Source organism: Mycobacterium sp. SMC-4, from assembly GCF_050205565.1.
Classification (GTDB): Bacteria; Actinomycetota; Actinomycetes; order Mycobacteriales; family Mycobacteriaceae; genus Mycobacterium.
The window spans coordinates 1-25,044 of record NZ_JBNMQU010000017.1 but is presented as its reverse complement, the minus strand read 5'-3'; the positions used below and the strand labels follow the sequence as shown (position 1 = coordinate 25,044).

The window sequence follows — 25,044 nt, the reverse complement described above, 5'->3', positions numbered from 1 at the left end:
GGTCTTCCCCGTAGATTCCGTTGTACACCGATTTCGGCCGCACTGTTATGGAACAGGGGGTCACCCGAGTTCGCCGAGCACCTCTGTGTAGCGGTCCAGGAATGGAAACGTGGTCGAGGGGTCGTCAGCGTCGCGGCGTCCGCCCCCGATCACCACGCGGGTGAAGCCGAGATCGCGGTAGCGGGCGAGCCGGTTGGCCGACGGGTCACCCCAGGCCATGATCGTCAGGTCCAGGGTCGCGGGGTCGCGGCCTGCCTCCTCGGTGCGGCGCCGGAAGTCGGCGACGGCCGTCGGCAGATCGTGGAATGCGGCGTCACCGGGCAGCCAACCGTCGGCCCACGGAAGACATTCGCCGATCGCCGTGGGGCCCGTCGCAGCCGCCAGGATCGGCGGCCCCGGTCGCTGGTGCGGCTTCGGGAAGGACCAGACCGGCGGGAAATCGTAGTGTGCGCCGTGGAATTCGGCTTGCTCGTCGGTCCACAGCGTCCGCAGGGCGGCAACCATCTCGGCCAGTGCCCGGTAGCGCTGTGGCCACCGGATCGAGCTCGCCGTCTCGAGTTCGGTGCGGACACCGACGCCGATGCCGAGCAGCAGCCGCCCGTCACTGAACTGGTCCAGTGTGGCGACCTGCTTGGCGAACGTGAACAGTTCATGCTCGAGCGGCAGGGCGACCGCGGTTCCCAGACGCAGCGTCGTGGTCGACCGCGCGGCGAGCAGCAGTGACATCAGCGGGTCCCACATCCGCTGCTGGGAATGCAGCAGGGCAGCCGGCAGCGAACCGGCCGCCGAGACCGGGATCTGCGGGTGCTCGCCGACCCACAACGACTCGAAGCCGCGATGCTCCAGCTCCACGGCAAGGGCATCCGGCGCGAGATCGCGCGGAGTGTTCAGGCTGACGAAACCGATGTGCATGGATGCTCCCTCGAGCGGTCGGCTGTGCTGTACGATCGTACAAGTGAGCGTGCTCTATTACGACCCGTATGACGTCGAGATCGACCGGGACCCCTATCCCGTGTACCGGCGACTACGGGACGAGGCGCCGGTGTACTACAACGAGAAATTCGGCTTCTGGGGCTTGAGCCGGTTTTCCGACGTGGAAGCGGCATTGCGTGACGTCGAGAACCTCAGCTCGGCCAAGGGCGACATCCTCGAGGTCGTCAAGGCCGAACCGGTGATGCCCGACGGCGTGTTCATCAACGAGGACCCGCCGCTGCACACCGTGCACCGGTTGCTCGTGTCGCGGGCGTTCACGCCACGGAAGATGAAGGCGATCGAAGAACAGATCCGGACGTTCTGCGCGGCCTGTCTGGATCCGCTGCGCGACGGCGATCGTTTTGACTTCACCCTCGATCTCGGATCGGAGATGCCGATGAAGGTCATCGGCATGCTGGTCGGCATGCCGGACTCGTTGCAACGCAGCGTCCGCAAGGTCGCCGGCGCACGGCTGCGCAACAATCCCGGTGAACCGTTGCCGGTCAAGAAGGACAACTACTTCAACGGCAACATGTTTCGCGACTACGTGGCCTGGCGCAAGGACAATCCGAGCGACGATCTGGTGACCGAGTTGCTCAACGTCGAGTTCGACGATGTCGACGGGCAGCGGCGCAAACTACGCGAGGAGGAGTTGCTGGTGTTCCTCGGCGTGATCGCCAACGCCGGCACCGAGACGGTGGGCCGGTTGTTCGGCTGGCTGGGCAAGGTCCTCGCCGACCACCCGGACCAGCGCCGGGAACTGGTCGCCGACCCGTCGCTGATCCCCGGCGCCATCGAAGAGATCCTGCGCCTGGAGCCGCCGGTCCACCACATCGCCCGTTATGTCGCCAAAGATGTTGAGTACCAGGGGCAGACGGTGCCCAAGGGAAGCGCACTGCTGCTGATGGCCGGTGCGGCCAACCATGACGAACGTCGCTTCGAGGATCCGGAAACCTTCGATATCCGGCGCAACCCCAATCACCTGACGTTCGGACGCGGCGCCCACTTCTGTCTGGGTGCGTCGCTGGCTCGCATCGAAGGCCGGGTCGCGCTGGAAGAGATGCTCAAGCGCTGGCCCGAGTGGACGATCGACGAGGACAACGCAACCCGGGCGCCGACGGCCACGGTGCGGGGCTGGGACTCGATGCCGGCGATCGTGGGTCAGTAGTCCCACACCGTCGGCACGCACCGGAACACGTCGCCCGCGGTTGCCACCTTGCACACCGACGGGAACGGCAGGTGCGTCGCGACCAGCGATTCGCCCGTCGCTGCCAGCTCGGTCAGCAGATCGACCCGGACCCGCACAGCCTCGTCAGGATCGTGCTCGAAACCGTTGTGCCAACCGGGATTGTCGAAACCGGGGACGAATACCGCGTCACCGGCGAAGGTCAACCGTTCACCGCCGGACGCCAACCGAACCACGCTGTGCCCGGGAGTGTGGCCGCCCGTACGGCTGACCAGGACCCCCGGCGCGGGCTCATACTCTGTCTCGAATGTCCGCAGACTGCCGCGGAATTCGGACAGGAATCGCGAGGCGGTCGACCGCAGCACCTCGGGTACCGGCTCTGGCATGCAGGTGCGGGAGAAGTCGGGTGCCTCCCAGAACTCGGCTTCACGGGCCGCCACGTGAATCTGCAGATCCTGGCGAAGCCGGGCTTTCACCCCGTCGGTGAGGAGGCCACCGACATGGTCCATGTGCAGGTGCGTGAGCACCACATCGGTCACCGATCCGAGATCGATACCGGCGGCTTCGAGCCGCGCCACGGTCTGGCCGGCGCGCGGGAAGCCGGGGAACTCGACGCCCAGACCCGCGTCGACCAGCACGGTCCTGTCGCCGCTGCGGACCACGACGACGTTCAGCGGCCAGTCGAGCACATCCGGTGGCAGGAACATGTCGTGCAGCCAACTCGTCAGTTCAGCCGGATCAGCATTGGTCGCCAGCGTCGACGCCGTGATGGGCAGTACGCCGTCGCTGATCACCAGCACTTCGATGTCGCCGACATTCACCGCGTAGCGTGAGGGAACCAATTCGTCAGCACGTGTTTCGGTCATGCTCATCGTCGTCTCCTTCAGTGGTAGGACTCCCTGACTCCTGCCAGAACGGCGGCCGGCGCCGCAACTCATCCCGGTAACCGTCACAGTGCGATGCCGCCGCCGTCGACGTGCACGATCGTGCCGGTGAGGAAACTCGCGGCCGGCGACGCCAGGAACACCACCGCCTGCGCGATCTCGGTGGGATCGGCCGTTCGACCCAACGGAAGACTGCGACCGAGCTGTTCGTTGGTCTCGCCCCACTCGGCAAGGACCCCATCGGTTCTCGTCGGTCCCGGTGCGACGGCATTGACACGAACACCACGGGGACCGAATTCGACCGCCCAGGTACGAGTCAGGGATTCCACCGCCGCCTTCGACGAGCTGTAGACGGAGGCCCCGGGCACGCCTTTGGCGGCCACCATCGAGGTGACGTTGACGATGCTTCCGCGCCCTCGTTCGAGCATGCCGGGAACCAGCCCGGCGGTCAGGAAGTAGGCGCCGCGCACGTTTGTGTCCAAGGTCCGCGTGAACGAGGCGGCATCCTGCTCGACGGTCAACGCCGCCGGAAAGGTTGCGGCATTGTTGACGAGAACGTCGACGCTACACACCTGTCGCACCAGTGTTTCGACGGATCCGAGATCCGCCATATCCGCACGAATGAAGCTGATCCGGGCGTCAGAGGCGGCCACGCGCTCACCGCGAGCGACATCGCGGCCGGTGATCGTGACCTCGGCTCCGGCTTCGGCGAACAGCTGGGCGCACGCCAGGCCGATTCCTGCGGTGCCGCCGGTGATCAGTGTTCGGTAACCACGTAATTGCATGACAGTCCTTTCGTCGGCTCATCTCCCGGAACCACCGGCGGCGAACCGAGCTATCCGACTGTGAAGAGGACGACCGCGGGATGAATTCATGTCAGGCCGCGGGTTCTGGCGCTCTGAGGCTGCATAGACGCCGCCTCGACCGACGTCACAGAGAGGCACATCATGAAGATCGTCGTCATCGGGGGCACTGGCCGAGTCGGGTCGAAAGTGGTCAGTGGCCTGACCGAACACGGGCACGACGCCGTGGCCGCGGCGCCGTCGACGGGGGTAGACGCAGTCACCGGCGAGGGACTGGCCGACGCGCTGGCCGGCGCGCAGGTGGTCGTCGACGTCACTAACTCACCGTCATTCGAAGAAGCCGCTGCCCGCGAGTTCTTCACCGTGTCCACCGCCAACCTGTTGCGCGAGGAAGCTCGTGCCGGAATCGCGCACCACGTGGCCCTGTCGGTGGTCGGCACCGACCGAATGGCTACCGAAAGTGGTTATTTCCGAGCGAAATCAGAACAGGAAGCGTTGATCAGCCAATCGGGTATCCCGTACACGATCGTGCGTGCGACGCAGTTCTTCGAATTCCTCGACGCGATCGCCGACTCGGCCACTGTGGACGGCGCTGTCCGCCTGCCGGACAAGTTCATCCAGCCGATGGCGGGCACCGACGTTGCCGAGGCCGTCGCGATCGCAGCGGTGAACCGCCCGGTCAACGGCATCGCCGAAGTCGGCGGCCCCGAGCGTTTCCGGCTCCCCGACATCATCCGCACGGCCCTGACTGCACACGGTGACACCCGGGACGTGATCACCGACCCGCACGCCGGCTACTGGGGCGTCGACATCGACGAGGACACTTTGGTCCCCGGGAACGGTGCCACCCTGTTCGACACGCGCTTCAGCGACTGGGTCCTGGAAACCGCGGCGAAGAGTTGACCTGTGGTCGCCTGGACCGCTGGTGTGCCAAGTCGTAGCATCACTTCGATCGGGGCCGAGGCAATGAGTCGGGCGGCCACCAACTTCTGCGCGGTGGTGCGATATGTCGAACCATGGGCGGGGACGGCCGTTGTTCGGCCGAGCCGCCGAGACCGCCCTCCTGGACGACATCACATCGACGATGCGGTCCGGCAGATCACAGGTACTGGTGCTGCGGGGAGAACCGGGCGTCGGCAAGACGGCGCTGCTGAACCACCTGATCAGCCAGGCTCAGGGCGTGCGCTGCGTGCACGTTTCCGGCGTCGAGTCCGACATGGAGTTGGCGTACGCCGGACTGCACCAGTTGTGCGCGCCGCTGCTGGAGCACCTCGACGATCTGCCCCCACCACAACGCGATGCGCTGGGCATCGCGTTCGGGCAGGGGACGGGCACACCGCCGGAACGCTTCCTTGTCGGTCTGGCGGTGTTGAGCCTGCTCGCCGCAGCCGCCGTTCAGGAGCAGCCGCTGTTGTGCGTCGTCGACGACGCACACTGGCTCGATCAGGTATCGGTGCAGACACTGGGGTTCGTTGCACGCCGCTTGGTGGCCGAGCCGGTCGCGCTGGTCTTCGCCGCACGCGATGGCGAATGTCAGGCGCTGAACGGGCTGCCCGAGCTGCCCGTCCGAGGAATGTCGGACGTCGATGCGCGGATGTTCCTGGAGCAGATGGCAATCGGCGCTGTCGACCCCAGCGTGCGAGATCGCATGGTGGCCGAAACCCGCGGTAATCCGCTGGCACTTCTCGAGGTGCTTCGTACGTACTCGGCGGCCGAACTGACCGGGGGCTATTGGAACGTCGCTGCGCATACGTCGCCCACCCGGATCGAAGAAAGCTACATCCGCCGCATCCAAGCGCTGCCGCAGACGACCCGTCTGTTGCTGCTGATCGCCGCTGCCGAGCCAGTCGGCGACTCGGCGCTGTTCCTGCGAGCAGCAGGCCTTCTGGGTATCGCCGTCGACGCTCTGGCACCCGCGGAGGCTGCCGGGATCATCGAGTTCGGCCCTCGTATGCGCTTCCACCATCCGGTGATGCGCTCGGCGACCTACCGTGCTGCCGACCTGGCCGATCGTCGGAGAATCCACGCCGCCCTGGCCGAGGCATCCGATTCTGCGGCCGATGCGGACCGCTGCGCCTGGCACGCTGCCAACTCAGTCGCGGGAACCGACGACTCGGTCGCCGAGGCACTGGAGATCTCCGCGAGTCGTGCACAGAGTCGCGGCGGCCTCGCCGCGGCGGCCACCTTCTTGGAACGCGCGGCGGTCCTGACGTCGGACCCTGAATTACGCGGAAACCGGGCGATGGCCGCGGCACAGGCGAAGTGGGACGCGGCCGACACGGACGCGGCTTATGAACTATTGGCCGTCGGCGAGTCGTCACCGCTTTCGGAGCTGCAACGTGCCCGCGCAGTCCGCCTGCGGGCCCAGATGGCGTTCACCGCCAGCCGCGTCGGCGCCGCCGGGGCACCGACGGTCGGAGACGCGGCCGCTGCGCTGCTGGATGCGGCAAAGCAGTTGGAGCCTGTCGATGACTTCGCATCGCGGGAGAGCTATCTCGAAGGATTCGCCGCGCTGATGTATGCCGGACGGTTCAATCAGCCGGACGCGCTCCTGCTTGCCGCCGAGGCAGCGCGTTCGGCCCTGTCGCAGACAGCGCAGCTACCGCGAGCGGCGGACCTGTTCTTCCGCGGCATGACCGAACGCATCAGCGGCGGCATCCACGACGGCGCCAAGCACTTGCGAACCGGGCTTTCGGCTATGTGTGAGCTCGCGGAGACAGAACCGGCCCAGGTGTTGCGCTGGCTCGTGCCCGCGTTCCCGATCCTGCAGGAATCAGCCGCCCACGAGCTGTGGGACGAGAACCTCGTCGATGTCCTGTCAGCGGCCGTGGTCACGCAGGCCCGCGCGGCCGCTGCGCTGGCCGGTCTGCCGCAAGCGCTGGTGTATCGCTCCGGAGTGCACCTCCTGCTAGGCGAATTCGCCACTGCTGCAACGCTGATCGCCGAAGCTGATGCGATCAACGAAGCCACCGGGCACGGTAGCCCGGTCCGCTACCACTGGTTGACCATCCTGGCCTGGCGGGGTGATCCCACCGAGGCGATGCGCTTGATTGAGGCGGCCATGGCCGACGCAACTGCCCGGGGCGAGGGCCGCTTGATCGGGTTGACCGGATACGCCACGGCGCTGCTCTACAACGGTCTGGGCCGTTACGAGGAAGCCTTCGCCGCCGCACGACGAGCGTGTGAATACGAGGATCTGGGCTTCTACAGCTGGAGCCTGCACGAACTCGTCGAAGCCGCCGTACACATCGGTGAACTCGACGCCGCGCGGTGGGCCGTCGGTCAGATCGAGGGCCGCGCGGGCGCCAGCGGTACACCTTGGGGACTTGGCGCGATGGCCAGCGCCGCCGCGCTGGTTGCCGACGACGCGGACGCCGACCGGCTGTTCACCGAGGCGCTCGACCACTTGAACCGTTCTCGGGTGGCGGTGCACCGGGCACGGACGCACCTCTCCTACGGAGAGTGGTTGCGACGAGCGAACCGCCGCGGAGATGCCCGACGCCATCTCGGCGCTGCCCACGAGATGTTCACCACGATGGGAGCGCACGCGTACGCCGAGCGCGCACGTCGGGAATTGACCGCCGCCGGCGAGAAGGTGCGCAAGCAGCCCTTGACTTCTGGGGACGAACTCACAGCCCAGGAGGCACAAATCGCGCGCCTGGCCGCTGACGGCCTGACCAACCAGGAAATCGGCGCGCAGTTGTTCATCAGTGTGCACACCGTCGAGTGGCACCTGCGCAAGGTCTTCGTCAAGTTGGGTATCACCTCCCGTCGCCAACTACGGTCCGCGGCCCGGCCCACTAGGGACTACGGACTGCAGACCACGGTTGATCAAGGGTCCGCCCACGGATCGTGACGACGAGTCTGATGTTGCCGCCCTGATTCCGGGCGAACCACATCGAGACCGAGGTGAGTTCATGACCGTCACACCCGTCCCCGCCGCAGCCCACGACACCGAGCTGCAGGCCCGATTCGCCGAGGACGTCTGGCCACTGGTCGATGTCTTGCTGCGAGGCGCCCGACGGCTCACCCGCAACGAAGCCGACGCGGAAGACCTGCTGCAGGAGACGTTGGTGCATGCCTACGCGGGATTCCGGACGTTCCGTGCCGGCACGAACCTGCAGGCCTGGCTGTTCCGGATCCAGTACAACCAGTGGATCAACGCGTACCGCCGGAAAGAGCGTCGACCCGACGAGGTGCTGTCCGACACGATCAGTGACCGCCAGCTGCTGGCAAGAGCGTGCCCTTCGGCAGAGGCCGAGGTGATGGATCTGTTGCCCGACGGCGAGCTACGGGACGCCCTGGCGGAGCTGTCGGAGGGCTTTCGCACCGTGCTCTACTACGCCGACGTCGAGGGCTATACCTACGCCGAAACCGCTGTCCTGATGGGTATCCCGGTGGGCACGGTGATGTCGAGAGTGTTCCGGGCGCGGACGCAACTGCGCCGCGCCCTGGCCGACGCGGACCACGCGCGCCAGTCCGTCGCACACCGGCCGGCCGCCGCGTGAGGAATGAACCGATGTCCGCACAGTACGGCGACGAATGGAAGACCGCAGTCACCATGGTTCAGGGCGTTCGGCCGCCTGCCATCTCACCCCGAGCCGAGGCGATGACCGTGGTGGTCGAGTTTCCGCCCGGCAGCAGGGGCACCCCGCCGCACCGGCATCCCGGCGGTCCGGCGTTCGGCTTCATGCTCGAAGGCGAGATGCTCTTCGAACTCGAAGGCCAAGCCCCGCAGGTCATTCGCGCAGGTGAGGCGTTCTGGGAACCCGGCGGTGACGTCATCCACTATTCGGACGCGAACAACCGCGATGACGCGCGCAGCCGGTTCCTGGTCACGATGTTCTGCGTTCCCGGCGAGCCCATGCTGGTGCTGGTGGACGACGCCGAGCTAGCGGCACGAGCACACCTGCGGGTCTCCGGTTGAACGTCAGCATCTCCGCACCGGAACATTGAGCTTGCTGTCCGGACCCGACACCGATGCAAAACCCATTGTCCACGGCGGAATTCCGTGCTGGGCCACCCAGACGGACCCGGTGGCCTCGGCCGGCGCGTCGAGTGCAGCCAGCACCGCATCGGCGATGGCGTCGGGCTCCATGACCGGTACCCCGATGCGTTCGACGAGTGCGCGCCGGTCACCGAGCACACCCGTCTCGGTGATGCCCGGGCAAATGGTGTGCACCGCAATGCCTTCCGCGATCAGATTCGGGGCGATCGAGCGCATGAAGCCCACTACGGCGTGCTTGCCCAGTGAATACACCGCGTCGGGGTGCCATGGCATGAGTCCGGCCAACGATGACGTCGCCAGCACGGCCCGGTCACGCTGATCGAGGGATCGCATGGTGCGAACGGCCGCGCGCACCCCGAACACCACACCGTCGACATTCACGCCGACCGATCGACGGTACTCAGCCAGGTCGAGTTCGGCGACATCACCGGACCAGTGGATCGTGATGCCGGCGTTGAGGAAGGCGATGTCGAGCCCGCCGAGTTCGTCGACACACGCCTCGAAAGTCGCATCGACCTGGTCGGGATCGGTGACGTCGCACCGTAATCCGATTCCGCCGATCTCGTCGGCGACACCGGTCGCGGCCTCGCCGTCGATGTCGACGACACAGACACGCACGCCCTCGGCGGCCAGCCGTACCGCGGTGGCGCGGCCGATGCCGGACGCGCCGCCGGTGACCAGTGCTACCCGCCCCCGAAGTTCCCGGTTCACCACCGGTTGACGGGATCGTCCAGCGTCAGCGGGCGGAGGTAGGAGGCGTCGGTCTTGTCCCACTGGCCCTTGATGAATCCCTGCACCGCACCCTTGCCCAGGATCGATGAGTCGCCGCTGATCATCCACTCGATGGTGCACCGGCGCAGCGCGATCTTCCAGACGCCGTCGCGGCGTTCCAGTCGGTCGAGGTAGCGCCCGCCCATCAGCGAGACGATCTTGCCCCCCTTGACCCGCATCGCGCCCATGACGTAGCTCTCGGCGTGGGCCTGGTCACCGTCGATTTCACACGTGTGCGTGGTGATGTTGTGCAGGTGGTCCTCGAACACCGCGGTGTGCGCCTCGTTGGCCCAATCCCCGTATTCCGGGCCGGTTTTCACAGTTGGGCCGTGCTCGTCGACGCCGTCCTCGAAGTACACGCTGCCCATGAGTTCGGCGTCGTGTCGGTCATGGCCCCGGGCCTGGTTCATGACGCAGTCGAGGATCGCTGTGCGGTCCTCGAGGTACTGCACGCGCTTACGGAGTTGTTCGAGTTCGTCGGAGCCGGTCATGGTGCCCTTCCTGGCCGAGTCGTACTTGTTGTACATGTGTATAGCACAACGAGCACCACGTCGACCGCCCCTTCGGCAATCGCCGGGGAGTTACTTCGACCGTCTGCGTGTGCCTTTGACTTTGGCCGGTGGCTCGATGGACTCGAGGTAGCGTTCGAAGGCCTCGGTGAGCTCGGCGTGCGCAGTCTCCACACCCACCCCCTTCTCGAGGTTCAGGAATTTCGGCAGACTGGAGATCAGCAGCTGCAGCGCCGGTAGCGACAGGTCGCCCCACGGTCTTGCGCCTTCACCGAATTTCGCAGCCAGCGCATCGATCTGGACTTTGCGCACGCTTTCGGTGACAGCGGCGATCTCGGTGCGGATCGACTTGCGGTGGTTGCCGAGCGCCATGAACTCGATCATCAGCGTCCCGGTGGCCTCGTCCCAGCTGTACTCCCACAGCGCCCGCAACGGGTCCTCGGTGCGTTTCTCGATGATCTTGTTGAGATAGGCGAGGTTTCGCTGGGAGTAACGGCGGATCGCGGCGATGAAGATCTCATCGAGGGTGGGAAAGTAGTACTGCACCAGACTCGGCGTGACACCCGCCTTGGCGGCCAGGGCGCGGTAGGTGACGCTCGCATAGCCCTCGTCGAGCATCATCTTCTCGACGGCGTCGAGCAGGGTGTCGCGCGTCTTGGACGTTTCGGCGCCGACGCGCCGCGACGAGGTCGCCATGGACGTATTGTGGCATCACCGGGCGGTGAGGACGGTCCCGCCCGGCCGGCTTCCCGGACCCTGTTGCCGTCGAGCGCGATTGACGTGTGCGACGCGGCGCACGAACGCCGGATGGAACAGCCGAGCAGGCGGATCGACCAACCCTGCCACCTTCGTGAACTGCGCGTGTACCAGGGCATCGGTCTCACACGCTGTCAGGATCCAGTCCGCGTAGCGCTGGGTGAGCCGCGTGACAGGCGTCCGTCGCCCTTGCACCTGTGGGAAGGCGAGGTCGGTGCCCGCGCCCAGACTCCAGGCCACACCGACGGACTTGGCGGCGAGGTGGAAGTAGCGTCGGGCCACGTCGTGAGAACCCCTTCGCAGGGCCTCTCGTAACGCGGTCGCTTCTGTCGCCGCCACCGACATTCCCTGTCCGTAGATCGGGTTGAAGCTGCACATCGCATCGCCGATCACCAACAGTCCGCCGGGGAACCGGTGCAACTTGTCGTAACGGCGCCACTGGCTCGAGGGCAGCTTGTGCGGCACCGCCGGGCCAAGCGGTTCGCCGGCCGCCACCCCGGCGAGAACGTGTTCGGGAGCGCGGGCCCGCGCGAACGCGATCATGCCGGGAAGATCCCGGGGTGGTTCGATGCCCATCCCGAACACGGTGAAGATCCACTGATCGTTCTCGTTGCGCACCAGGAACATTCCCGTCGGCTGAGCAGCTGCAGGACCGATGCCCACGAGCATCTCGTGCAGCGTTCCGGGTGGGATCCGTAACGCCTGACTCATGTAGGTCGTGTGCATCGTGACGCATTCCTCGACCGGTCGCTGGTAGCCGAGGCGGTCGAGCAATGCCGGTGTGCGTGCGGCGCGGCCCATGGCATCCACGACCAGGTCGGCCCGCATGACCGTCTCGGCGGACGTCTCGCGATCGACGAGCCGGACACCGGTGACGCGGGCGCGGTCAGGTGAGGTGCACAGCTCGGTGACCTCGTGTCCGTCGGCGATGGTGACGTTGGGCAGTGCGCGCAGCCGTCGCCGCACGTGGCATTCCAGGAGCGGACGGCTCGGTTGGTACATCGGGGTGGCGTCGTCGTCGTAGGCGGCCCGCCCGGATCGGACCACCAGGTGACCGTTGAGGCAGATGTAGATCTTGGACATCGCGAAGTCCCAGACGGGCGCTCCTTCGGCGACGAGATCGTCGAAGATCCCGGGAAACAACTCGCCGATCGTCTGCGCGCCCCTGGCCAGCAGTGCGTGGGGGTGGCGGCCCTGAGGTACCCCGCGCCGCGGGGATGGGGAGTCGGACAGTTCGTCGCGCTCCACGAGCGTGACGTCGCGATAGAACTCGGCCAGAACCCGCGCGGCGAGCAGCCCGCTCATGCTCGCGCCCAACACGACTGCCCGTTCACCCAGCACCGGCATGGCGCCCCCTGCGTCCGTGCCTGATCCGTCCCACCGGACCAGCGATAGGGCGACGGTAGCAGTCCCAACGCGCATTCGCCACAAGTCGACCAGATGTCAATTACGCCAGTAAATACACCTAACCAAGGGGCGGAAGGAGTTGCCACGACGACGGGGGTCGCGGCCGGGAGGAACCCGTCGAGGTGTCGCCGGTCCGCCTCTCGGGCATGACCCCATTCGTCACGCGTGTCGTCGCGACCTGACGGCCACTGTGGTGGCATCCGGGCTGATCAGATCGGTGCATCCGGTGGTGCCGTACAGCGTCGAACCACCGGTGAAGACGCCGCGGTCGATGCCGTCGTGGGTGATCAGATAGCTGCGGTCACCGAGTCCCGAGGTTTCGATGATCGAGACGTCCATGATTGCTCCTATGTCTTGCGTCAGTTCAGAAGAAAGGTGTCGGCCAGGACGTACGCGGCGACTGCGAACACGAGGTAGGCGAACCAGCGCTGCAGGCGAGCGGTGTCGGTCTTGGTGCCGAGGTGTCCGGCGGCCAATGAGGTCGTCATCGCCGCGGCGATGAACGCGCCGGTGACCTGCCAGTCGACGCTGATCGACTGCAGGTGCGAGAGGATGCCCGCGGCGGAGTTGGCGATGATGATCAGGAGTGATGTCCCGATGGCGGTGGACATTTCGACACCGAGCACCACGACGAGTGCGGGGATGATGAGGAATCCGCCGCCGACGCCGAACAGTCCGGTCAGCACCCCGACCAGTAGGCCGGCGCCGATCGAGCGCGGGGCGCAGCGGCGCCAGTTCACCTGACCGGATTCGACCTTGCAGGCCGTGCCGGTGGTGTCCTGGTCGGTCAGCATGCGGATGCCGGCAATCACCATGACGATGGCGAAGCCGACCAGCAGCGCCGACTGCGGCAGGTGACGGCTGAGGGCGCTGCCGGCGATGGTGGCAGGGATGCCGGCGGCGGCGAAGATGCCGGCCATGCGCCATCGGACCTGTTTGGCGCGGATCTTCGGTAGCACCGCCACCGCCGAGCCCGCGGCGACGACGATCAGCGAGATGGGGATCGCGCGTTCCATGTCGAACCCCAGGCCGTAGACCAGTGCCGGCACGGCGAGAATCGAGCCGCCCCCGCCGAGTAGGCCCAGCAGCACGCCGATCAACGCGCCGAGCGTCAGCCCTGTCGCGATTGCCATGACAGTTCCCTACCCAGTTCAGTTGCGGAATGACGTCACGCGTATGGCTTCACGCAGACGCATGCGCGCCAACCCATGCGTGATATCCACCCAGCAGGTCGGACACCTGCTCGAAACCGTTGGCGCGCAACAGAGATGCCGCCACGCTGGAACGCCAGCCACCCGCGCAGTGCACCACGATCGGCTTGCCGGTGGGAATGTCGTCGACATGCAGGCGCAACCCGCCGAGCGGCATGTGCAGTGAGCCGCGGATGGCACCGCCCTCGCGCTCACCGGGATTACGGATGTCGATCAGCGTCACCGCGCCTTCGGCCAGCAACTTGTCCAGTTCAGCCACCGAGGTCCTGGGTGCCCTCTGGCGCAGGTCGGCGAGTTCGGCGGGGAACGCTCCGTCGCGATCCACGTTCAGATAGCCGATTGCGTTGTCCGAGCCGATGCGGGCCAGCCGTAACGCCGCCTCCTGCTCCTCGCCCGGATAGGTGATCAGCGCGATCTGCTCTCCGATGTCTGCGACCATGCCGCCGGTCTCGGCGAACCGGCCGTCGAAGCCGACGTTGACCGACCCGCGCAGATGTCCGGCAGCGAAATCGTCGACGGTGCGCGCATCGAGGACACGGACACCGCCCTCCAAGGCGGAGCGCATCTGCTGCGGTGTCATGGCCGGAATCCTGCGATCGGGCTGCAACAGCGTGTGCACCCGCTTGTTCAGGGCGGCGTCGGACGCGAAGTACGCCGGTGCCGCGGGCTGACCGCCGGTGAGCATTGCGACAAAGGCGCCTTCGGTCATCGGTTGCACCGACGGATTACTCAATCGCTGCTCGCCGATGGTCGAGGTGAGTTCTGCGGACAGGTTCTTTCCGCACGACGAGCCAGCGCCATGGGCGGGCATCACCACAACGCTGTCGGGCAGCGTCAGGAGTCTGTTGTGAATGGTGTGATACATCGCGCGGGCGAGATCGCTGGTCGAGCTGTCGCCGATGTTGACCAGGTCCGGCCGACCGACGTCGCCGATGAACAACGAGTCCCCGGTCAGCACGGCCACCGGGTCGGCATCTGCGCGATCGCGAATCAGCACGCTGATCGACTCCCAGGTGTGACCAGGTGTCGAGATGATCTCCAGCTCGACCTCGCCCAGTGACACGCGCTCCCCGTCGGCCAACCTGCGGATCGGGAAATCGGTCTCTGCCGCGTCTCCGAATCCGATCCACGCGCCGGTCGCATCGGCCAGTTCGAGGTGCCCCGAAACGAAGTCGGCGTGGAAGTGGGTGTTGATCACCCCTTCGATGGTCAGCCCGAACCTGCGCGCATCAGACAGGAAGTCGCTGATGTCGCGGCGCGGATCGACGACGACCGCGCGGCCGGTGGTCTCGTCGCCGACGAGGTACGACGCATGGGAGAGGCATTCGATGTAGTACTGCTCCAGGATCATCGACGGTTCCTTGTCGCTCGTTCCGGGCGGAGGAAGGCGCCGCCCGACGGTCATTACGACAATACCCCTAGGGGTATTTATTCCCCCCTCCTGTATACCCCAGGGGGTAAGGTGGTGAAGTCGCAACGAAAGGAATGACCATGGTCGGCGACCAAGAAGCCATCGATGCAGTGCTCAACCGGCTGCGCCGGGCGCAAGGGCAACTTGCCGGCGTCATCTCGATGATCGAGCAGGGGCGCGAATGCAAAGACGTCGTCACACAGTTGGCGGCTGTCTCGCGCGCTCTCGACCGCGCCGGCTTCAAGATTGTGGCCACCGGATTGCGGGAATGCGTTACCGGAGAGCAGGGCGGCGAGGACCGGCCCATGACCGAAGCCGAACTGGAGAAGCTCTTCCTCGCGCTCGCCTGAACGAGAACAAAGGAGCGATCATGGATATCGGATTGGTCACCAGTCTCAGAACCCCCTTCGACGACGCCGTCGCACGAACTCGAAAAGCCTTGGCGGACGAGGGCTTCGGCGTGCTCACCGAGATCGATGTCAAGGCGACGCTGAAGAACAAGCTCGATGAGGACATGGAGAATTACCTGATCCTCGGAGCGTGTAATCCGCCGCTGGCGCACCGCGCGATCGAGGCGAACCGCCAGATAGGCATGCTGCTGCCATGCAACGTCGTCGTGCGCAGCGACCCCGGCGATCCCGACACCACGCTGGTGGAGGCCATGAATCCACAGCTCCTCGTCGATGTCACCGAAGAGCCGCAACTGCAACCGGTCGCCCAGGAAGTCACCGAAAAGCTCAAGGCCGCCATCGCAGCATTGACTGCATGACTGCGATGACACTGGCCCGGCGCGGCGGTCTACGTGAGTATGGAGACCGTGGACCTACCCGTGACGCCGCCCCTGGAACCGATGCTGGCCAAAGCCCAGGCCAAAGTGCCCGACGAGGCCGGAGTCTGGTCCTACGAGCCCAAATGGGACGGCTTTCGGGCGTTGGTGTTCCGCGACGGTGACGACGTCGTGCTGCTGTCGCGCAGCGGGAAAGACCTCGGCCGCTACTTCCCCGAGGTTCTCGACGCGGTGCGCGACGAGCTCGTACCCCGCTGTGTGCTGGACGGCGAGATCGTCGTCCCCCGGGAGATGTCCGGGAGGACCCGGCTGGACTGGGAGTCGCTGAGCCAGCGCATCCACCCGGCGGCCAGTCGGATCACGATGCTCGCCGAACAAACCCCGGCGCACTTCATCGGGTTCGATGCCCTGGCCGTCGGCGATGAGTCGTTGATGAAGCAACCCTTCCGGGTTCGGCGGGCGGCGTTGGTCGACGCGGTCACGGGCAAGACGTGGTGTCACGTCACCCGCACCACCGAGGACCCGGCGATCGGCGCGGGTTGGCTCGAGGAGTTCGAGGGCGCAGGCCTGGACGGGGTGATCGCCAAACGCCTCGAGGGACCGTACCTGCCGGGCAAGCGTGAGATGGTCAAGGTCAAACACCATCGCGATGCCGACTGTGTGGCCATCGGCTACCGAATCCACAAGAGCGGGGAGGGAATCGGATCGATCCTGCTCGGGCTGTACCGCGACGCCGGAGAACTCCAGATGGTCGGTGGAGCAGCGTCGTTCACCGCGAAAGCGCGGCTGAAGCTGCTGGCCGACCTCGAACCGCTGCGCATCGGTGACGATGTGCGCGACGGCGAACCCAGCCGATGGAACTCCGCCGCCGACAAACGCTGGATCCCGGTGCGTCCCGAACGGGTCTGCGAGGTCGCCTATGACCAGATGGAAGGCGACAGATTCCGTCATGCGGTGAAGTTCCTGCGCTGGCGCCCCGACCGCGACCCGGCCAGCTGCACGTTCGTCCAACTCGACGTCCCGCTGACCTACGACCTGAACGACGTGCTGGAAGGATCATGATGGCCGGAAAGAGCTCCGCCGCAACCGAACTGGACGTCGACGGCATCAAGGTCCGGCTGACCAACCCGGACAAGCCGTACTTCCCGAAGCTGGGCAATGACGGCACCAAGGGCAAGCTGGTCGACTACTACCTCGCGGTCGCCGACCGGATGGTGGCACTGCTGCGCGACCGGCCGGTGCATCTGCAGCGCTTCCCTGACGGCATCGACGGCGAGGAGATCTACCAGAAACGGTTGCCGCAGAAACGTCCTGACTATCTCGAGTCCTGCACCGTGACGTTCCCGTCCGGACGCACCGCGGACGCGCTGAAGATCACCCATCCCGCGGCCATCGCGTGGGCGGCCCAGATGGGTTCGGTGACACTGCATCCCTGGCAGGTTCGCTGTCCGGACACCGAACATCCCGACGAGCTGCGCATCGACCTCGACCCGCAGCCAGGAACTGGTTTCGCCGAGGCCCGCAGCGTCGCGGTGGACGTGCTCAAGCCGCTGCTCGACGAGTTGGGGCTGGTCGGCTATCCCAAGACCTCCGGCGGCCGCGGAGTGCATGTGTTCCTGCGCATCGCCACCGACTGGGATTTCATCGCGGTGCGTCGCGCCGGTATCGCGCTGGCGCGGGAGGTCGAGCGGCGCGCACCGGACGCGGTGACGACGTCGTGGTGGAAGGAAGAACGGGGGAAGCGACTGTTCATCGACTACAACCAGAACGCTCGCGACCGGACGTTCGCGTCGGCCTATTCGGCTCGCAAGACCCCGATCGCCACGGTGTCCACCCCACTGTCCTGGGACGAGCTGCGCGACGCCGACCCGGACGACTACACGATCCGCACCGTGCCGGACTTTCTCGCCGGCCGGCCCGACCCGTGGGCCGACATCGACAACGAGGCCCAGTCGATCGCGAAGCTTCTGGAGATGGCCGACGCGGACGCCGACCAGGGCCTCGGCGATCTGCCGTATCCGCCGAATTATCCGAAGATGCCGGGCGAACCGCCGCGGGTGCAGCCGAGCAAGAAAGTCGCCGCGCACTGGGATGAAGACGGTAACCGTGTAGAGGATTAGCGGGGCGACGATACCCTGCTGTGCATGCCGTCCCCTCAGAGGTGGAACACCATCCGCAAACTGCTCGCCGCATTGGCCATCTTCGGCATGCTCGCCAGCGGCGTCGGTATCGCCTCGGTGATGATCTTCTCCAGGCCGGACGAGCAGGCCGCCCCCGTGCGCACTCCACCGACTCCGCCGCCACCGTCGGTGCCGACGGTCAAGGAGTTCCTCATCGGGGTCCAGGTCACCGCGCAGGAGTGCGACCCTGCCGGGCTGTGCCGGTACACCTACACGATCGACCCCAAATACGTGGGGCTGCACCCGTTTCCGGAAACCCCGTTCACCGTCGAGTACGAGGTGGTCGGGGGGCATCAACCGCAGCCGGGCCAGTTCACCGTCGAGGGCCAGCAGGCGCAGGTCCTCAAGGACGTCGTCGTCGACGGCCCGCCGGGTGCGGTGCTGTCGGTCAACGTGCTGCGGGTGATCGGGTAGAACAGTCGGCTATGACGACATCGTCCGACCGCGGCCGCTGGATCCGCAACTTCTCGCCCGCGCCGAACGCCCGTATGCGCCTGGTGTGCTTCCCGCACGCGGGTGGATCGGCCAGCTACTACTTCCCGCTGTCACGAGCGTTGTCGCCCGAGTTCGATGTGTATGCGGTGCAGTACCCGGGTCGGCAGGACCGGCACAGCGAACCGTTCGTCGACAACATCGACGAACTCGCCGACCGCGTCGTCGGCGCGCTGGGTGACCTCACCGAGTCGCCCACCGCGTTCTTCGGGCACAGCATGGGCGCAGTGCTGGCGTTCGAGGTGACGCGGCGACTTGAGGAGACCGGACGCGCACCTCTGGTCGTGTTCGTCTCCGGGTCGCGCGCGCCGAGCCGCTACGAAGACGACGGCCGATCGCGCACGGACACCGACCTGATCGACGTCATGCGTGAGCTCGGCGGCACCGATCCACGAGTGCTCGGCGATCGCGACCTGCTGGAGACGTTCCTGCCGCCCTTCCGCAACGATTTCCGCGCGCTGGCCGCGTATCAGCGTGGACCGGAAGTCGGCGTGCGTACCCCACTGGTGGTGATGACCGCCACCGATGACCCGAAGACCAGTGAAGCCGACGCGCGGGCCTGGGACACCCACACCACCGGACCGGTCGAGGTGCACACCTTCACCGGCGGGCACTTCTACCTGGAGAAGCAGGCGCCCCGCGTCATCGACGTGGTCGCGCAGAAGCTGCGCACCCTCGGGTGAGTGTTGGGTTGATGCACGCGAATCGCGTCCAGACGTGCATCAACCCAACACTGGACGGAGGGTGACGCTGTTGCGTTCGGCCGGTGTCCTTCTCAGGCGGGCACCACACCGCGCGGGTTCGGCAGCGGCAGATCGTTGTACGTCGCGATGCCCGGAGCTGCGGCCACCACGGCCGGGATGGCGTGGATCGGCGGCATGGCGGTCATGATGTGGCCGAGTACAAAGAAGTCCTCGATCGTCTTGGCGTTCTCGATCATGTCCTGCGGCGGCAGGAACCCGACCGACATGTTCACCGTCGGCCGGCCCTCGATGGTGATCTTCCAGCCGTCGCCGTCGAGCTGCCAGTCCGGGTCGAGGGTCTGACCCTTCTTCCAGCGCACGTTGATGTCGATGACGGTCCGACCGTGGTAGATGCCCTGCCAGCTGGCGTACACGCCGGCGACGTGACCGGCGGGGATCGTCCACGACGTCATCACCAGGTCTTCGGTGGTCTGCGCGTATTCCGGCACGCATTTGATCTCGTCGAGCTCGATACCGAGCGCGTCGGCGACCAGCTGTACAGCCTCGGCGAACACCGCGGTGCCCTTCGAGGCCATCGGCTGCAGGTTGGGATCGTCGATCGCGGTGCCGAAGCCCACCGGCCGCTCGGTGTCGGGGGAGTCGTAGAGGGTGGTGTCGGCGGACTCGGAGATGATCACCTTGTCGATGCGGTCGCAGGCGGTGCCCGCAACGATGGCCAGCAGCTCGGCGAAACCGGGGCTGACACCCGAGCCGAACAGGGTCGAACCGCCGCGCTGGCACGCCTCGGCGAGCTTCTCGCGGTCGGCGCCGAGATTCCCTCCGGTGATGAACGAGGCCGAGGAGACGACGTTGATGCCGGCCTCCAGGATCCGCACCAGTTCGGCCACGTCGATCCACATCGGGTTGTAGACGACGACATCGGGCTTGAGCGCCAGCAGCGCGTCGACGTCGTTGGTGGCGGTCACACCGACAGGTTCGATCCCGACCAGTTCGCCGAGATCGCGACCGACCTTGTCCTGCGACCAGGCGTAGCCGCCGATCAACTCGAGGTGCGGGTTGTTCGCTATTGCGGCGACAGAGCTCTTTCCGACATTTCCCGTCGTCCACTGGACGACGCGGTACGAAACAGTGTTGGGCACTTGCTCAGCATAGGGATTTGCTGTGCCGTGCTCGGCGGTTTCGCGAAATCACGGGCCGGCGGTCAGCGCTGCCTTCCCGGTCCGCGTCTGCCCGGCCCGGTCGATCCACGTCAGGTCGACGACGTCGCCCGGATAACGGCGGTCCAGCACGGTGGTCAGCGTCGTCGCCGAATCCAGCGTCACGCCGTCGAGCACCACCAACAGATCACCGCCGAGCAGTCCGGCCTGCTCGGCCGGTCCGCCGCGCAGTACCTCCTGGATCACCACTCCCGGGGTGTCGCGCGGGGCGGTGCGTACCCCGACGCCCAGCAGTGTCGGCGGGCCGATGTGCACGTTCTGGGAACGGATACCGGCGCGGATCTGGTCGGCGATGACGACCGCGTCGTTGATCGGGATCGCGAAGCCCTTGCCGCCCGGGCCCATCCGGAAGTTCACCGATGCCGCGGTGGTGATGCCCACGACCTGGCCGCTGCTGTTGACCAGCGGCCCGCCGGAATCCCCGGCGCGCACGGGAGCCGCGAACTCGATGAGACCGGTGAGTTCGTCGGAGGTGCCGGTGAGGGTGTCCTCGGCGTTGACCGTGCGCCCGAAGCCCGAGACGGTGCCTTCTTCCCGCGTCAGCGGTTCGTAGGTGCCCCGTGCGTTGCCGAGGGCGACCACCGGCTCTCCGGGCACCAGCGCGTTCGCGTCGCCGAGAGTCACCACCGGGAGTCCGGCGGCGCCCACCAGTTGGATCAGTGCGACATCGCGCTTGCGGTCATAGCCCAGCAGCTGGGCCGGGTAGGTGCGGCCGTTGACGGTTGCGGTGATCCGGTCAGCACCCTGCACCACGTGGAAGTTCGTCATCGCCAGACCGTTGGGATCGATGACGAAGGCGGTACCGAGCCCGAGCACTCCCTGGTAGTCCACCTCGGTGTCGATACGCACCACGGCGGCCTCGACCTGCGACGACGCCGCAACGGGGTCGGCGGGTACAGCTGCCGCCGGCGCAACTGGCGCCACCAGGGCCACGGCCGCGGCCAGCGCGATCATCAAACGTCTCGTCGAGCGAATCGGGCTCATACTCATCAATAGTGGCTGCGACGTGGGCTGCTGTCGACGCAGCCCCTCGGCTCAGTCCTCGACCGCCACGCCGCCGCGCGTGCGCCGACGGCGTCCGAGCAGCGCCGTCTTGCCCGTAGGGCGCTGATTCTTCAGTTTGCCGGGCGCCGGCTCTTCGGCGTCCTCGGTGGGCTCGGCGGTGTCGGCGTCCTGGGTGGTCTCGACTGTTTCGTCGTCCGCCGTGTCGTCCGTCGTGTCGGCGGTCCCGAGGTCGTCGTCGCCGTCCTCGTCTGCCACCGCAGCGTCGGTGTCTGCGGCCTTGCCGCGCGCCGTGCGCTCCTTGACCTTCACCGGTTTCGGCGGCGGTGGCGGCAGTTCGGCGACGAACGCCAGGTAGAACGACAACATGGCCAGCAGGGCGACCGCGGCCGCGGCGCCGTAGACACCGAACAGCCATTGGCCGGCCGAGTCCAACGACAACCAGATCTCGCTGATCGCGGCGCCGAGGATGAGCACCCCGGCCAGCACGTGCAGCGCGATCGAGGTGGTCCGCAGGCGTAGTGCCAGCTGCGGCGTCCCGAACTCGGGCCGACGTGTACGCAGCAGCGTCAACAGCACCGGCACGGCGGCCAGCCCGATCAGGGCAGCGGTCACGATGCGCAGGACCGTGCCGAGCGTGGGGGAGGTGGCGCCGAGCAACTCGTAGGTGCGGGGCAGCACGAAGAAGAAGTAGAGGACACCGGCGGCGAGGGAGAACGACGCGTGCCAAATCACCGCGGCGGTGCGGCCCATACCCCTCCTCGGTCGTGTGGCCCGGGGCGCGACCGCGCATCGCTGCCGGTCACGCCCCGGGCTGAGTGCGGAGGATGCGGGATTTGAACCCGCGAGGGCTATTAACCCAACCCGCGTTCCAGGCGAGCGCCATAGGCCACTAGGCGAATCCTCCGTCGGCCATGGTAGCGGACCCGCCCCGCGACTCCCCAAATCCGGGGCGGTACTAGACTCGCCGTGGACCCCGCGTGGCGTCCATCCTGTGAACTCCCCCAGGGCCGGAAGGCAGCAAGGGTCAACGGGCTCTGGCGGGTACGCGGGGTCCCCTGATCTTTTCGGCACGGGGACACGACGGTGAGAGGCGAGCGGTGTCTTTTCAGTCACTGGGCTCAGATGATCTGCTCGCCCAGCACGAGCTGCAGCAGCGCAACTACGCAGAGCTGCAGACCAAGGGACTGAAACTGGACCTGACCCGTGGTAAGCCGGCGCCGGCGCAGCTCGATCTGTCCAACGGCCTGCTGGGGTTGCCGGGGCAGGACACCTACCGCGATGGGGACGGCACCGACACCCGCAACTACGGCGGTCTGCACGGCCTGCCGGAGTTGCGGGCGATCTTCGGCGAGCTCCTCGGCATCCCGGTCCCCAACCTGATCGCCGGCAACAACGCCAGCCTCGAGTTCATGCACGACGTGATCGTGTACTCGCTTCTGCACGGCGGAGTGGACTCGCCGCGGCCGTGGATCCACGACATCGTCGACGGCACCGGCGTGAAGTTCCTGTGCCCGGCCCCCGGATACGACCGCCATTTCGCGATCACCGAGAGCCTCGGCATCGAGATGATCACCGTGCCGATGCGCGAAGACGGTCCCGACGTCGACCAGATCGAAGAGCTCGTCGCGGGCGACCCCACCATCAAGGGCATGTGGTCCGTGCCGGTGTACTCGAACCCGACCGGCACGGTCTACTCCGAGGACGTCGTCCGCCGTCTCGTCCAGATGAACACCGCCGCAACCGATTTCCGGTTGATGTGGGACAACGCCTACGCCGTGCACACGCTGACCGACGAATTCCTGCCGCCGGTCGACGTGCTCGGCCTGGCCGAGGCGGCCAACCACGCCAACCGGCCGTTGGTCTTCGCGTCCACGTCGAAGATCACGTTCGCCGGCGCCGGGGTGAGCTTCCTGGGCGGTTCGTCGGACAACCTCGCCTGGTACCTGCAGCACGCGGGTAAGAAGTCGATCGGCCCGGACAAGGTCAACCAGTTGCGGCACCTGAAGTTCTTCGGTGACGCCGATGGAGTACGTGCGCACATGCGCCGTCACCAGGAGCTGCTGGCGCCGAAGTTCGCGCTGGCGTTGGAGATCCTCTCCGACCGGCTCGGCGACTCCAAGATCGCGTCCTGGACCGAACCCAAGGGCGGTTACTTCATCAGCCTCGACGTGCTGCCCGGCACCGCCAAGCGGACGGTCGCCCTGGCCAAGGACGCCGGCATCGCAGTCACCGAGGCGGGCGCGTCGTTCCCGTACCGAAAAGACCCTGACGACAAGAACATCCGCATCGCACCGACGTTCCCGGGCGCCGACGACCTGCGCGCGGCCATCGACGGCCTCGCGACCTGTGCGCTGCTGTCGGCCACCGAGCACCTGCTGACGTTGCCGGCTGAGAAGTAGTCAGACGCTGTCGGTAGCCTGCTTCCGTGGCGCTCTACCGCAAGTACCGACCGGCGACGTTCGCCGAAGTCGTCGGCCAGGAACACGTCACCGAGCCGCTGTCCACAGCGCTGAACTCGGGCCGGATCAACCACGCCTACCTGTTCTCGGGTCCACGCGGGTGCGGTAAGACGTCGTCGGCGCGCATCCTCGCGCGCTCGCTGAACTGCGAGCAGGGCCCCACGGCCACCCCGTGCGGGGAGTGCGACTCGTGCGTCGCGCTGGCGCCCAACGGGCCGGGCAACATGGACGTCACCGAGCTCGACGCAGCCAGCCACGGCGGCGTCGACGACACCCGCGAACTGCGCGACCGCGCGTTCTACGCCCCCGCACAGTCCCGGTACCGCATCTTCATCGTCGACGAAGCGCACATGGTCACCACGGCGGGCTTCAACGCGCTGCTCAAGATCGTCGAGGAGCCGCCGGAGCACCTGATCTTCGTGTTCGCGACCACCGAACCCGAGAAGGTGCTGCCGACCATTCGATCGCGCACCCACCACTACCCGTTCCGGCTGCTGGCCCCCCGCACCATGCGCACACTGATCGAGAAGATCGTCGCGTCGGAGAGCGTGGCCGTCGACGACGCGGTGTATCCCCTGGTCATCCGGGCCGGTGGCGGCTCGCCGCGCGACACGCTCAGCGTGCTCGACCAGCTGCTTGCCGGCGCCGACGGCAACCACGTCGCCTACCAGCGCGCCCTGGCGCTGCTCGGCGCCACCGACGTGGCCCTGATCGACGACGCGATCGACGCGCTGGCAGCCGGCGACGCCGCGGCCCTGTTCGGCGCGGTGGAAGGTGTCGTCGACGCCGGACACGATCCGCGCCGGTTCGCCAGCGATCTGCTCGAGAGGTTCCGCGACCTGATCGTGCTGCAGGCGGTGCCCGACGCGGTGGCGCGTGGCGTGGTCGACGGACCCGAAGACGAGCTCGAGCGGATGCGGGAACAGGCCACCCGCCTGGGCACCGCCACGCTGACCCGCTACGCCGAGGTCATGCACGCCGGGCTCGGCGAGATGCGCGGCGCCACCGCGCCGCGGCTGCTGCTCGAAGTGGCATGTGCGCGGCTGCTGCTGCCGTCGGCCAGCGACACCGAAGCAGCACTGCTGCAGCGGGTGGAACGCATCGAGACCCGGCTGGACATGTCAATCCCGGGCGGCGACGACGTCGGTGGCCAGGCACCGGCCGCCCCGCGCAAGCAGTTCGTCCGCAAGAGCGAGGCCCCCTCGGCCGAGCCGGCCGCGCGTCAGCCGGCCGCGCCGGCGGCGCGTCAGCAACCCGCCTAGCCGGTCGCGTCCCCGCCGGC

General features: G+C 66.9%; 25 protein-coding genes, 1 tRNA gene, 1 other RNA gene and 1 pseudogene. 14 read left to right on the top strand and 14 right to left on the bottom strand.

The window, feature by feature from the left end; all coding sequences use genetic code 11:
- Positions 1-60: 60 nt before the first annotated feature.
- Positions 61-912: a TIGR03619 family F420-dependent LLM class oxidoreductase gene (locus ACQI46_RS24385; protein ID WP_427096625.1), complete on the bottom strand. Its 852-nt coding sequence runs from the start codon at positions 910-912 to the stop codon at positions 61-63.
- Between the two features lie 43 nt (positions 913-955).
- Here ACQI46_RS24385 and ACQI46_RS24380 point away from each other — a divergent pair, with 43 nt between their 5' ends.
- A complete protein-coding gene (locus tag ACQI46_RS24380) occupies positions 956-2,140 on the top strand; it encodes a cytochrome P450 (RefSeq protein ID WP_427096624.1) in 1,185 nt (394 codons plus the stop codon).
- On the opposite strand, the gene ACQI46_RS24375 is transcribed toward ACQI46_RS24380, so the two are convergent.
- Both ACQI46_RS24375 and ACQI46_RS24370 read right to left on the bottom strand, forming a co-directional pair.
- The gene (locus ACQI46_RS24375) at positions 2,134-3,030 is read right to left on the bottom strand and encodes an MBL fold metallo-hydrolase (RefSeq protein WP_427096623.1); all 897 of its coding nucleotides are present in this window, start codon (positions 3,028-3,030) and stop codon (positions 2,134-2,136) included. The genes ACQI46_RS24380 and ACQI46_RS24375 overlap by 7 nt on opposite strands.
- Before the next feature lie 77 nt (positions 3,031-3,107).
- Complete coding sequence (locus ACQI46_RS24370; RefSeq protein WP_427096622.1) at positions 3,108-3,827, bottom strand: SDR family NAD(P)-dependent oxidoreductase; 720 nt, start codon at positions 3,825-3,827, stop codon at positions 3,108-3,110.
- A gap of 162 nt (positions 3,828-3,989) precedes the next feature.
- On the opposite strand from ACQI46_RS24370, the gene ACQI46_RS24365 reads away from it, so the two are divergent.
- The 4 genes from ACQI46_RS24365 (at position 3,990) to ACQI46_RS24350 (ending at position 8,772) form a co-directional block, all read left to right on the top strand.
- A complete protein-coding gene (locus ACQI46_RS24365) occupies positions 3,990-4,748 on the top strand; it encodes an SDR family oxidoreductase (protein ID WP_427096621.1) in 759 nt (252 codons plus the stop codon).
- A gap of 103 nt (positions 4,749-4,851) precedes the next feature.
- Positions 4,852-7,701 carry a helix-turn-helix transcriptional regulator gene (locus ACQI46_RS24360; RefSeq protein ID WP_427096620.1) on the top strand — a complete coding sequence of 950 codons (2,850 nt, stop codon included), beginning with the start codon at positions 4,852-4,854 and terminating at the stop codon, positions 7,699-7,701.
- 61 nt (positions 7,702-7,762) lie between these two features.
- A complete protein-coding gene (locus ACQI46_RS24355; protein WP_427096619.1) occupies positions 7,763-8,353 on the top strand; it encodes a sigma-70 family RNA polymerase sigma factor in 591 nt (196 codons plus the stop codon).
- Positions 8,354-8,364: 11 nt separating this feature from the next.
- Positions 8,365-8,772: a cupin domain-containing protein gene (locus tag ACQI46_RS24350; protein WP_427096618.1), complete on the top strand. Its 408-nt coding sequence runs from the start codon at positions 8,365-8,367 to the stop codon at positions 8,770-8,772.
- A gap of 3 nt (positions 8,773-8,775) precedes the next feature.
- Here the strand turns inward: ACQI46_RS24350 and ACQI46_RS24345 are convergent, their stop codons facing one another.
- The 7 genes from ACQI46_RS24345 to ACQI46_RS24315 form a co-directional block, all read right to left on the bottom strand.
- On the bottom strand, positions 8,776-9,567 hold the full coding sequence (locus tag ACQI46_RS24345) for an SDR family oxidoreductase (protein ID WP_427096617.1): 792 nt from the start codon (positions 9,565-9,567) through the stop codon (positions 8,776-8,778).
- Positions 9,561-10,115, bottom strand: coding sequence for a nuclear transport factor 2 family protein (locus ACQI46_RS24340; RefSeq protein WP_427096692.1), 555 nt, complete (start codon positions 10,113-10,115; stop codon positions 9,561-9,563). The genes ACQI46_RS24345 and ACQI46_RS24340 overlap by 7 nt, the downstream gene beginning before the upstream one ends.
- A gap of 90 nt (positions 10,116-10,205) precedes the next feature.
- The gene (locus tag ACQI46_RS24335; RefSeq protein WP_427096616.1) at positions 10,206-10,829 is read right to left on the bottom strand and encodes a TetR/AcrR family transcriptional regulator; all 624 of its coding nucleotides are present in this window, start codon (positions 10,827-10,829) and stop codon (positions 10,206-10,208) included.
- Between the two features lie 15 nt (positions 10,830-10,844).
- Entirely contained in the window at positions 10,845-12,236 is a 1,392-nt protein-coding gene (locus tag ACQI46_RS24330) for an FAD-dependent oxidoreductase (protein ID WP_427096615.1), read from the bottom strand.
- Between the two features lie 219 nt (positions 12,237-12,455).
- Positions 12,456-12,635, bottom strand: coding sequence for a hypothetical protein (locus tag ACQI46_RS24325; RefSeq protein ID WP_427096614.1), 180 nt, complete (start codon positions 12,633-12,635; stop codon positions 12,456-12,458).
- A gap of 20 nt (positions 12,636-12,655) precedes the next feature.
- Positions 12,656-13,429, bottom strand: coding sequence for a sulfite exporter TauE/SafE family protein (locus tag ACQI46_RS24320; protein WP_427096613.1), 774 nt, complete (start codon positions 13,427-13,429; stop codon positions 12,656-12,658).
- Positions 13,430-13,478: 49 nt separating this feature from the next.
- Positions 13,479-14,858 carry an MBL fold metallo-hydrolase gene (locus ACQI46_RS24315; protein ID WP_427096691.1) on the bottom strand — a complete coding sequence of 460 codons (1,380 nt, stop codon included), beginning with the start codon at positions 14,856-14,858 and terminating at the stop codon, positions 13,479-13,481.
- Between the two features lie 140 nt (positions 14,859-14,998).
- Here ACQI46_RS24315 and ACQI46_RS24310 point away from each other — a divergent pair, with 140 nt between their 5' ends.
- From ACQI46_RS24310 to ACQI46_RS24285, 6 genes are read left to right on the top strand one after another with little or no spacing between them, the layout of a single operon-like run.
- Positions 14,999-15,268 (top strand): metal-sensitive transcriptional regulator, encoded by a 270-nt coding sequence (locus ACQI46_RS24310; protein WP_427096690.1) that lies wholly within the window; start codon positions 14,999-15,001, stop codon positions 15,266-15,268.
- A 20-nt stretch (positions 15,269-15,288) separates the two neighbouring features.
- Positions 15,289-15,687 (top strand): DUF302 domain-containing protein, encoded by a 399-nt coding sequence (locus ACQI46_RS24305; RefSeq protein ID WP_427096612.1) that lies wholly within the window; start codon positions 15,289-15,291, stop codon positions 15,685-15,687.
- A gap of 39 nt (positions 15,688-15,726) precedes the next feature.
- Entirely contained in the window at positions 15,727-16,767 is a 1,041-nt protein-coding gene (locus tag ACQI46_RS24300; RefSeq protein WP_427096689.1) for an ATP-dependent DNA ligase, read from the top strand.
- Complete coding sequence (gene ligD / locus ACQI46_RS24295) at positions 16,767-17,825, top strand: non-homologous end-joining DNA ligase (protein WP_427096688.1); 1,059 nt, start codon at positions 16,767-16,769, stop codon at positions 17,823-17,825. The genes ACQI46_RS24300 and ligD overlap by 1 nt, the downstream gene beginning before the upstream one ends.
- A 24-nt stretch (positions 17,826-17,849) precedes the next feature.
- Positions 17,850-18,299: a hypothetical protein gene (locus tag ACQI46_RS24290; RefSeq protein ID WP_427096611.1), complete on the top strand. Its 450-nt coding sequence runs from the start codon at positions 17,850-17,852 to the stop codon at positions 18,297-18,299.
- An 11-nt stretch (positions 18,300-18,310) separates the two neighbouring features.
- Positions 18,311-19,060 carry a thioesterase II family protein gene (locus ACQI46_RS24285; protein ID WP_427096610.1) on the top strand — a complete coding sequence of 250 codons (750 nt, stop codon included), beginning with the start codon at positions 18,311-18,313 and terminating at the stop codon, positions 19,058-19,060.
- Between the two features lie 92 nt (positions 19,061-19,152).
- Here ACQI46_RS24285 and ACQI46_RS24280 read toward each other — a convergent pair whose 3' ends face one another.
- The 4 genes from ACQI46_RS24280 to ACQI46_RS24265 all read right to left on the bottom strand — a co-directional run bounded on the left by ACQI46_RS24280 (position 19,153) and on the right by ACQI46_RS24265 (position 22,207).
- Positions 19,153-20,220, bottom strand: a complete 1,068-nt coding sequence (locus ACQI46_RS24280; protein WP_427096609.1) for a dihydrodipicolinate reductase — start codon at positions 20,218-20,220, stop codon at positions 19,153-19,155.
- A 48-nt stretch (positions 20,221-20,268) separates the two neighbouring features.
- On the bottom strand, positions 20,269-21,288 hold the full coding sequence (locus ACQI46_RS24275; RefSeq protein ID WP_427096608.1) for a S1C family serine protease: 1,020 nt from the start codon (positions 21,286-21,288) through the stop codon (positions 20,269-20,271).
- A 45-nt stretch (positions 21,289-21,333) separates the two neighbouring features.
- Positions 21,334-22,053, bottom strand: coding sequence for a hypothetical protein (locus ACQI46_RS24270; RefSeq protein ID WP_427096607.1), 720 nt, complete (start codon positions 22,051-22,053; stop codon positions 21,334-21,336).
- Between the two features lie 68 nt (positions 22,054-22,121).
- Positions 22,122-22,207: transfer RNA gene (locus ACQI46_RS24265), tRNA-Ser, on the bottom strand.
- Between the two features lie 61 nt (positions 22,208-22,268).
- Between ACQI46_RS24265 and ffs the strand changes: the two genes are divergently transcribed.
- The 3 genes and pseudogenes from ffs to ACQI46_RS24250 form a co-directional block, all read left to right on the top strand.
- Positions 22,269-22,363: signal recognition particle sRNA small type (gene ffs, locus ACQI46_RS24260), an RNA gene on the top strand.
- Between the two features lie 37 nt (positions 22,364-22,400).
- Complete coding sequence (locus ACQI46_RS24255; RefSeq protein ID WP_427096606.1) at positions 22,401-23,702, top strand: aminotransferase class I/II-fold pyridoxal phosphate-dependent enzyme; 1,302 nt, start codon at positions 22,401-22,403, stop codon at positions 23,700-23,702.
- 26 nt (positions 23,703-23,728) lie between these two features.
- A pseudogene (locus tag ACQI46_RS24250) lies at positions 23,729-25,009 on the top strand (DNA polymerase III subunits gamma/tau); the annotation flags it as partial.
- Positions 25,010-25,044: the final 35 nt, after the last annotated feature.